Source organism: Pseudoalteromonas sp. S1650 (assembly GCF_005887195.1).
GTDB lineage: Bacteria > Pseudomonadota > Gammaproteobacteria > Enterobacterales > Alteromonadaceae > Pseudoalteromonas > Pseudoalteromonas simplex.
Genome location: NZ_PNDF01000062.1, coordinates 23,575 through 32,684 on the forward strand (window position 1 = coordinate 23,575; position 9,110 = coordinate 32,684).

8 protein-coding genes and 1 tRNA gene are annotated in these 9,110 nt (G+C 42.2%); 3 read left to right on the forward strand and 6 right to left on the reverse strand.

Annotated elements, in window-relative coordinates; all coding sequences use genetic code 11:
- Positions 1-23: 23 nt before the first annotated feature.
- The 3 genes from CWB80_RS16900 to CWB80_RS16910 all read right to left on the reverse strand — a co-directional run bounded on the left by CWB80_RS16900 (position 24) and on the right by CWB80_RS16910 (position 4,821).
- Positions 24-1,151 carry a sulfatase-like hydrolase/transferase gene (locus CWB80_RS16900; protein ID WP_138602420.1) on the reverse strand — a complete coding sequence of 376 codons (1,128 nt, stop codon included), beginning with the start codon at positions 1,149-1,151 and terminating at the stop codon, positions 24-26.
- A 56-nt stretch (positions 1,152-1,207) separates the two neighbouring features.
- A complete protein-coding gene (locus CWB80_RS16905) occupies positions 1,208-3,565 on the reverse strand; it encodes a TonB-dependent receptor domain-containing protein (protein WP_138602419.1) in 2,358 nt (785 codons plus the stop codon).
- Positions 3,566-3,777: 212 nt separating this feature from the next.
- Positions 3,778-4,821, reverse strand: a complete 1,044-nt coding sequence (locus CWB80_RS16910) for an alkene reductase (RefSeq protein WP_138602418.1) — start codon at positions 4,819-4,821, stop codon at positions 3,778-3,780.
- A 121-nt stretch (positions 4,822-4,942) separates the two neighbouring features.
- On the opposite strand from CWB80_RS16910, the gene CWB80_RS16915 reads away from it, so the two are divergent.
- Together CWB80_RS16915 and CWB80_RS16920 are read left to right on the forward strand one after the other, a co-directional pair.
- Entirely contained in the window at positions 4,943-5,524 is a 582-nt protein-coding gene (locus tag CWB80_RS16915) for a TetR/AcrR family transcriptional regulator (RefSeq protein ID WP_138602417.1), read from the forward strand.
- Between the two features lie 85 nt (positions 5,525-5,609).
- Positions 5,610-6,008: a DUF2750 domain-containing protein gene (locus CWB80_RS16920; protein ID WP_138602416.1), complete on the forward strand. Its 399-nt coding sequence runs from the start codon at positions 5,610-5,612 to the stop codon at positions 6,006-6,008.
- 27 nt (positions 6,009-6,035) lie between these two features.
- Here CWB80_RS16920 and CWB80_RS16925 read toward each other — a convergent pair whose 3' ends face one another.
- Positions 6,036-6,920, reverse strand: a complete 885-nt coding sequence (locus CWB80_RS16925; RefSeq protein WP_138602414.1) for an AraC family transcriptional regulator — start codon at positions 6,918-6,920, stop codon at positions 6,036-6,038.
- Between the two features lie 229 nt (positions 6,921-7,149).
- On the opposite strand from CWB80_RS16925, the gene CWB80_RS16930 reads away from it, so the two are divergent.
- Positions 7,150-7,674: a carboxymuconolactone decarboxylase family protein gene (locus tag CWB80_RS16930; protein ID WP_138602412.1), complete on the forward strand. Its 525-nt coding sequence runs from the start codon at positions 7,150-7,152 to the stop codon at positions 7,672-7,674.
- A gap of 10 nt (positions 7,675-7,684) precedes the next feature.
- On the opposite strand, the gene CWB80_RS16935 is transcribed toward CWB80_RS16930, so the two are convergent.
- Positions 7,685-7,772, reverse strand: a tRNA-Ser gene (locus CWB80_RS16935).
- A 150-nt stretch (positions 7,773-7,922) separates the two neighbouring features.
- Positions 7,923-8,963, reverse strand: a complete 1,041-nt coding sequence (nadA, locus tag CWB80_RS16940) for a quinolinate synthase NadA (RefSeq protein ID WP_054561293.1) — start codon at positions 8,961-8,963, stop codon at positions 7,923-7,925.
- Positions 8,964-9,110: the final 147 nt, after the last annotated feature.

Here is a 9,110-nt window from a genome sequence, read left to right on the forward strand (position 1 = left end):
TTCTAAAAAACTAAAAGTTAAACTCATTTTAAAATCTCCTTAATCGGCGCTGCCATCTTTGGGTTAACTTGCTGACTGTTGATACCTAAAACGCTCAACACGGTTGCAGCCACTTGCGCTTGTTTAAGCTCATTTTTGGGCTTTATTAAGCCTGTTGCTTTTATATCTGGGCCAATGGCCGCTAACCAAATATGCTCAGAGCCAACAATGCCGTTTGGAAAACGTTGCTTACCTTGCTCTGAACGTGCCAAAGCACGCTTCGAGCTATGATGCTGCCAATCATCTGCATGACTGCCACGGCCATGATCGGTGGTAATGATCATTGTGGTGTTGTCTTTATAGCCCGGTGTTTGTTGAATTGTTTGCCAAAGGTCACGAATAAACGCATCACTTTGTTTAGCCGATTTTAAATAGGCATCGTATTTACCGTTATGAGCAAAGTCATCGGTTTCACCCAAGCTAATAACTAGCAAACGCGGCTGTTTATTTAATATATATTGTTTGGCAAATCGGTAGGTAAAGCTGTCGAGGCGAACATTGTGCCAAGGGCTTGGGATCTCACTTTGCATTTGGTTTAGTAAACTCACTTCCTCTGAGTTCACTGCATCAAAAGTTTCAAAGCCAGCATTAACATAAACCCCACTGCGCTCACGATTTACAATATAGGGAAACACATCCCAGCTACCAAAAAGCGCGGTTTTACCTTTAAATTCTGGCTGAGAATTTAAACTCTCTAAAATGGTTTTATTGGGGTTAGGCACTTTATCGTTACTATCGATATTTTCGTCTACTACGCCGGTTAAAATTTCACTGTAACCTGGGTATGAGAAATACCACGGGTTGCTTACCGACATCAATGAGCCTTGAGTTCTATCGCCAATCAAAACGCCTTGCTTTGCCAATGTTTCGCTAAAAAATGGCATTAACGCTTGAGTACGCTGTGCTTGATCATCTCGCCAAAAAAGCGCCTTTAGTTCATCTGTATCTGCAACAAAATCAGTGTTATCAATAAGGTTCTCATCTGCCCCTGAGAACACTTCTTGCCAGCGAAGCCCATCAAGAGTAACAAGCACAACATTGTCGGCAGCTTTACAGCTTATGCTTAAAAGTGATGCAGCCACCACCGCCGTGGCTAAAATTATTTTTTTCATATCTCACCTGCAAAAAAGCCCATCAAAGATGGGCTGTTTAAACGTTAGCTTATTGCTTAAAACTGCGCTGTAAGTGTTAGAGCAGCTGTACGTGGTGCACCAATAAAGTAGGTTGAACCATTACCAGTACCACCTGCTAGATAAGATTTATCAAACAAGTTATTCACCACAAATGCAAGGTCGAGTGATTTAAACACACCAGAATCAAGACTGGTGTTATAACCAATGTTTAAATCAACCAAGGTGTAACCATCAACCTCGTTACGCGAACGGGTTTGCTCATCAGTCCATGCACCTAAACGCTCACCTGTGTATTTAGCCGATAAACCAAAGCGGAAATCACCACTGTAGTAGTCTGCCGATACCACAAATAAATCTTGTGCTGAGTCAATCACTTCATCACCCGCTTTAAAGCTGGCTGATGCATTCTCAAGTAGCTCACCATCGCTGTTGTAAGCACTTGGATCGTTCGATTGATACTCAGAGTTATTGTAGGTATACGATGTGTAAAGGTTCCATTTGTCAGTCAGCATATAGCTTGCTGAAAGCTCAACACCCGTTGACTCAATACCACCAACGTTGATGTAAGAACCGTTCGTGCCAATAGTGTAATCAATTCCATCTGTATCACTGCCCGGAGCAATAAAGGTAATGCGGTTATCAAATTCGATGCTGTAAGCTGTTGCCGTTAAGCTTAAGCGGTCATCACTGTAGCGCACACCTAGGTCGATGTTTTCAGCTGTTTCAGGTTCAATTTCGGTCAGTGTTGATGAATCACGTTCAAGTACACCATCTTTAATTGCCGCAAAGTTTTCGCTGTAGCTGGTGAATAACTCTGTGCTTGCAGATAGCTGATACAGCACACCACCGCTGAAGAGCACGTCTGAATCACTGTCGATTTTATCTGAGTATTCATCTTCAAAATGGTTATAACGCTGCAGCTCAACAAGATACTGTTTAGCACCTAAATTAAGCGTGAAGTTGCCTAAACTGATTGAATCTTGTACGTACCATTTGAATGTATCTGTTTCAAAGGTGTTCTTGTACTGTGTCCAATACGGCGTATGGTCAAAGTGATGATAGACACGGGCGTCAATAACTTTATGCCAGTCACGTGACTCATCACGGTCTGTTTGTTCAAACCAAAAGCCTGCTTCAATATCATGATTGCCAAGGGTTACCTGGTATTCACCGGTCATACCTAAGCGGTCTTTTTTATAGTGAGTATGACGATACGACATAACTGGAATAGCATCATCTGGGTAACAGGCAGGATTTAAGCCAGGGCCAGATGACCATGGCCATTCTAAACTTGCCGTACAACCTGCAGCTGGTGCAAGTGGGTTGCCTTCGCTATCTGTAAAGCCATAGCTGCCAGCATTTTCGCCGCCAATCGTTGTTGGATTGCCATCGCCATCAACCGGTGACGTTAAATAAGGCGGGATCCAATCGCCACGACCTGAATTTTTATGATAGTAAGGCGACAAGCTTAAGTTTGAAGTGGCACTTAACGCGTAATCAAACTTTACATACGCAAGGGTATTTTCACGCAGTGTACCCCAGCCCTCAGCAAACATTTGATCAAAATGCGGTACGCCAGTCCAATTCCAAGTTAAACGATCCCAATCAGGGTTTTGTTCAAACTCACTAATGCTGATGCTGTTATAGTTAATTTCATGAACATCATCATACGAAACACGACCCGTTACGGTTAGGTCGCTAAAGTCTGATACAAACTTCGCTTCGATATGCTGGTTGTCTTTACCACCATTGCTACCATCTCCAACCCAACGGCTGGTGTCTGTTTGCGAATAGCTGATATAGGCTTGCGTGTTATCAAACACAGTGCCAGTTTCGTGCTTAACAAAGTAACGGCTAGCGTTATGATCGCCCGTTGTGTAAGCAAACGTAGTGCTTTGCTCAGTGCTCGGTTGTGCACTCACAAAATTAAAAGTACCACCTAATGCTTCGAGTGATGCAGAAGCAATATCAGACGTACCTTGCCCTACTTCAACTGTTGCTAAGTTTTCGCTGTCTAAGTAACGGTTTGCTTTTGCACCGCCACCATAGTTAGAACCGCCATTAGGAATACCATCAATCGTCATACCTAATTGCTGTTGATTACCATCAATACTAAAGCCACGCATAGTGATGGTGGTTGACCAATCGTCACCACCGAATGCATCACCTTCGTTGATGCTAATACCCGGTAGGTTATCAATCACGGCTAACACACTTGATACTGAACTTTGTTGCTCAAGCATCGCAGGTTCAATAACGTTATTTGCATAACTGGTTGGCTTTGCAACAACGGTAATTTCTTCAATTTCGTTATTCGTGTTTGCATGTGCCGATGTTGCTAAAAGCGTTGCGACTACAAGGCTTAGCTTTGTTTTTTTTGCTACTGTGCTCATTGTTTTTCCAAGGTTACGTATTTAAAAGCGGGCACAGTATGCAGAGCGCGTATTACATTTAGGGTCAAAATATTTGACACAACAATTAAACAATTAATGCATTTTCATGGCAGATTTAAGACTTAACTGTTTAATAAATAAGAAAGTATTAGAAGAAATGCCCAGTTAAATTAACTGAGCGCTTATTGGTTGGACAATATTATTAGGTTTGCTTAAATCAGTTCAGCCAGCATTTCGTCGCTGTATGGTGTTAAGGTTTCACCATTTTTAACTTTACTGATGTAATCTGGGTTCGCAATGAATGGACGACCAATCGCAATTAAATCAAATTGGTTGTTATCGATAGCTTGATTAGCCGACTCAAAGCTATAGCTACCTACCCCTACTAACGTACCTTTGTACGCTCCGCGCATATATTCAGACGCTGACTTATCACCTAAACTTGCAAAGCGCATGCTGTCATCAAAAATACCAACATGTAAGTAGGCAAGGTTACGTGTTTCAAGGGCTGGTAATAGATAATCGAATACTGCTTTATCACCATCGCTTTCAGTCATATTAAAATACGCACCTGGCGATAAGCGTAATGCAGTTTTATCTGCACCAATTGCCGCCACGACAGCATCAACGACTTCAAGAGCAAAACGCGACATGTTTTCTGGTGTTTGACCGTATTGGTCTTCACGTTGGTTGGCAGCAAAGTGTAGGAATTGATCGATTAAATAACCATTTGCACCATGAATTTCAACCCCGTCAAAACCCGCTTCAATTGCGTTTTCGGCGGCTTTTGCGTAGTCAGCAATTAAACCTTGAATGTCTTCAATGGTTGCCGCTTTTGGAGTAACGTAAGTTAACTCACGCATTCTCGGTACCGAACCTTCAACACCAATGGCTGATGGTGCCAGTACATCACCACCAAAAAAGTGAGGGTGAGCAACACGACCTACGTGCCAAAGCTGAGCAAACATTTTGCCGCCTTTTTCGTGCACAGCATCTGTGACTTTCTTCCAACCTTGAATTTGTTCGCTAGTAAATAGACCCGGTGTATTTGGATAACCTTGTGAATCTGGGCGAATAATCGTTGCTTCGCTAATAATTAAGCCCGCATCAGCACGGCGCGCATAATAGTCAACCATTGCTTGGGTAGGTACGAGATTATCGTCGCTCATACAGCGTGTAAGGGGTGCCATTAGTACACGGTTTTGCAACTCAATGCTGTCATTTAGTTTAAACGGAGAAAGTAAATCGGTTGTCATGGTTTTATCCTTATCTTGAACATACATTCAAGATAAGGGCGAAACAAACATACTTCAAGGTTTATTTTGAATAATCGTTCAAGATTACGTAAACTTCGTTTATAAACCGTGAGGAGCTTTAATGAGAACTGCTGAATTTGATACTGAATTTGTACTACGCCAAGCCATGCATGCTTTTATGAAATATGGCTATGCGAAGACCAGTATGCAAAAATTAAAAGAAGTGACTCACCTTCACCCGGGTTCTATTTACGCGGCTTATGGCAACAAAAAAGGCTTGTTTTTAGCCGCCACCGAGCAATATCAAAAAGACAGAAACCAACAATTTACAGCCCTTTTTAATGACCAACAATCAATTTTATCAACTCTTAAACATTACTTAACTGTGATTGTTGATGAGTGTATTGAAGGTGAAGTAGCTAAAGTATGCTTACTTACGAAGAGTATTTCTGAGGTTGAAGGCAATGACCCACAAATTTGCACTGTGCTGCGTAGCAACCTTAATGCATACGAGCATGCCCTCGCTGAGCAACTTCAAAAAGCCCTAGATAACAACGAATTTGTAAGTAGCAAGTCAGCGCAACAACTTGCACGCTTTTTAGTCATGGGCATATACGGTATTCGTACCTATGCGCTGACAAATCAAGACCCTAAATCTCTGCAACAACTTGCTGACGATCTATTCGCTGCATTAGTAAATTAATTTAGCTAATAACTTTACTTGTCATATTAATTTATCACCTTATGATTAAGGTGTAGCTGTGTATAACTAAAAGAGTGAGCCTGTCATGAATAATGCAACTGCTAAACGTGTTGAAACTGAATTTGATACTGTACTCGCCTTAGGCGCAAAGAAACGACTCGCTTATATGTTTGAAACGGTACAAGAGTTTAAACAAGTGTGGATCCTCAATGATGAACATGGCTGCGTCATGCTCTCAAACGAAGACGACGACTGCGTGCCTGTATGGCCTAGCCGCGAATTTGCCCAAAGCTGGGCAACCGGTGAATGGCAAGACTGCACACCAAAAGCTATCCCTGTAAAAGACTGGTTAAGCCGCTGGACACCGGGCCTTGAACAAGATGACTTACTTATTGCAGTATTCCCCACTGACCAAGACGACGGCACCATTTTATTCCCCGATGAGTTTGACTCACAATTGAGAATACCAAAAAGACGATTTTAAATACTAGGGAGCCTTGAGCTCCCTTTTTTATGCGATTTGTTGTAACCGCAGTGCTGAAATATCTTTTATCGGTGACTTACCAAAAAAGCGTGTGTACTCGCGGCTAAACTGCGATGGACTTTCGTAGCCCACTTTTAAAGCTGCAGAGCCTACATCTATTCGCTCATTTAGCATTAATTGTCTTGCCGCTTGTAGCCGTAAATTTTTTACGTATTGCAACGGGCTCATCTTTACTACATCACGAAAATGCAGCCTGAATGTCGACGGGCTCATGTGTGCATCACGGGCTAAATCATCAATTGAAAATTGACTGTTAAAGTTTTCTTTTAACCAACACAAGGTCTTAGCGATTTTTTGATGGGCTGAGCCAGACATCACAATTTGCCTTAAATAAGGGCTATGCGGGCTATTTAACAAACGCAATATAATTTCTTTTTTAATAAGTGGCGCAAGATTCGCTTTTAATTGAGGTTCATTGTCGAGTTGAATCAGCCTAAGTAAAGCATCAAGCAAACCATTATCACTATCAACCACCGACATAGCTTGGTGCTTAGGGAACTTGTCTTGCCCGGCAAAATCCATTTCAGCAACAATATGGCTGATTTCATGAGCATCTAAGCGTAAGTAAAGACCGTAAAATGGCTGCTCTTTACTGGCACGAGTAATATGCGAGGCAACAGGCACATCGACTGAGGTCACCAGCGATTGGCCGTCAGTGTAATCATAACTATGTTCACCCAACACAACTCGCTTTGCACCTTGCAAGCTAATACCCAGCCCTAACTCATACACGCAGGCCATCGGTAATGAAACTTCGCTTCGTCTGAACACTAATAACTCTGGAATTGCTGTTTCAAAGTTACCGTCTACAATCGCTATTGCTTTCACTGCTTCTATTAATGCCTGACGCATTTAAATTACCTCTAATAAACACTCAATTAAGTGTATCACTGTAATTTGAGGTTAGGACCATTTAAGGTAACAGTTCGTTACTTTAGGCAAAAATTAAATCATTTATGGCAAGCAGCAACTGCCATTATCGACCATAATGTATTTTCAATTTTTCGATTGCATGCTCTATGTAATCAGCCAACGCTACAAAACCTCAATATATTCAGTACCTAAAATCAAAAGAGAAATTATGAGCCATAACAACACGGATTTATTTGTGTTTGTCGCGATCGCTGCTTTGGTCACCGTTCATGACAAGCCTTTGTTAAAACGAGCATGTCAGCACGCATTGAATGATGGCGTTTCAATGCAAGAGTTGTGTGATATTTTACCGCATATCAGTGTGTATTCTGGGGTGCCAAAAGCATTGCTGGCGCTAGAGATTTTAAAGTCACTTGATGATATTCAAGGTTCAAATGCGTTGCTTATCAAACGCACAGAGCAACAGCTAAAAACCGCACTCACATTTGGCCAACTACCTTTTGGCATAGAACAGCAAAACAACAGAGTTTTTGAGCTTGCCTCTTTAGGCGCTTTATTTGCATTAGACGATGCCAACAGCTTAGTTAGCGAGCAACTTAAACGCTGTGTACTGCTTGGTTATAGCCGTGAACAACTTGAATTATTAGTGATAGAACTTGCCAGAAAGGTCAGTAGCCACATAGCGATGCGCGCTAAATGTAACCTTGAAAAACACTTTGCAATGGTGGGGTAAATTTAAGAAATGGCGGTGACGGAGAGATTCGAACTCTCGATACGTTGCCGTATACACACTTTCCAGGCGTGCTCCTTCAGCCACTCGGACACGTCACCTAAGGCGCTGCTTAGAGTTTAGCAGCGGCGTTATAGTATGAAAACAACCCTACAGACGCAAGGGCTTTTTAAAATTGTGCTGCTAAGTGAGTAGTAATCAAACAAAAAAGGCAAGGTAAACACCTTGCCTTTTGTATAGACGATTCGTTCTTAGCGTTGAAGCGTTGCTGAAAAATCTAACATACGGTTAAGCGACTTTAATGCGCCTTCGCGTAAGTCCATATCAACAAACACTTCTTTACCTTCTGGGTCTGTCAGTGCTTCTTCAATCGCTTTTAAGCCATTCATCGCCATCCACGGGCAATGCGCACAGCTTTTACATGTTGCGCCTTCACCCGCTGTTGGGGCTTCAAAGAATTCTTTCTCTGGGCATAACTGCTGCATTTTGTAGAAAATGCCTCGGTCAGTCGCAACGATGAACTTTTTGTTGTCCATGGTTTGCGCTGCTTTGATTAGTTGGCTTGTTGAACCAACCGCATCAGCTAAGGCTACTATCTCCGCCGGAGACTCTGGGTGAACCAATACAGCCGCATCTGGGTGTAAGGCTTTCATATCCTTAAGTGCTTTGGTTTTAAACTCATCATGAACGATACAGGCGCCATTCCACATGATCATGTCTGCACCTGTGTTCTTTTGAATGTAAGAACCTAAGTGTTTATCTGGACCCCAAATGATTTTTTCGCCTTGCTCATCAAGGTGCTCAACGATTTCTAGGGCACATGAAGAAGTAACAATCCAATCTGCACGCGCTTTAACAGCGGTTGATGTATTTGCATACACTACTACCTTGCGATCAGGGTGCTGATCACAAAACGCTGAGAACTCTTCAATTGGGCAACCTACGTCTAATGAACACGTTGCAGCAAGCGTTGGCATAACAACTGTTTTATTTGGCGTTAGGATTTTTGCTGTTTCGCCCATAAAGCGAACACCGGCTACCACAATTACATCTGCGTCGTGCTTAGCGCCAAAACGCGCCATTTCTAGCGAGTCAGCAACACAACCGCCTGTTTCTTCAGCTAGTGCTTGAATTTCAGGATCAGTGTAATAATGGGCAACAAGAACCGCGTTCTTGTCTTTTAATAATTGTTTGATACGTGCCTTATACTCAGCTTGCTCGTCTTTTGATAACGGAGCTGGCTTTGGAGGGAAGATATAATCTTCAGGCATAATTTGTTCAGCTAGACTCATTTCTCGACCACTTAGTCCACAGTGCATTCATGGCGCGAATTATACGAGAATCTTAAGCTAATGAACAGTATTGCTGTGAGCTGTTAAGATAAATAAAGGATAACTTAGAAAGAAAAGATAAATCAGGAATGGTGGGTCATGATGGAC

Coding starts and splice junctions, on each gene's coding strand:
- CWB80_RS16915 (WP_138602417.1), top strand. CDS start 4,943: ATGAGAACTGCTGAATTTGATACTGAATTTGTACTACGCCAAGCCATG.
- nadA (WP_054561293.1), bottom strand. CDS start 8,963: ATGAGTCTAGCTGAACAAATTATGCCTGAAGATTATATCTTCCCTCCA.
- CWB80_RS16925 (WP_138602414.1), bottom strand. CDS start 6,920: ATGCGTCAGGCATTAATAGAAGCAGTGAAAGCAATAGCGATTGTAGAC.
- CWB80_RS16900 (WP_138602420.1), bottom strand. CDS start 1,151: ATGAAAAAAATAATTTTAGCCACGGCGGTGGTGGCTGCATCACTTTTA.
- CWB80_RS16930 (WP_138602412.1), top strand. CDS start 7,150: ATGAGCCATAACAACACGGATTTATTTGTGTTTGTCGCGATCGCTGCT.
- CWB80_RS16920 (WP_138602416.1), top strand. CDS start 5,610: ATGAATAATGCAACTGCTAAACGTGTTGAAACTGAATTTGATACTGTA.
- CWB80_RS16910 (WP_138602418.1), bottom strand. CDS start 4,821: ATGACAACCGATTTACTTTCTCCGTTTAAACTAAATGACAGCATTGAG.
- CWB80_RS16905 (WP_138602419.1), bottom strand. CDS start 3,565: ATGAGCACAGTAGCAAAAAAAACAAAGCTAAGCCTTGTAGTCGCAACG.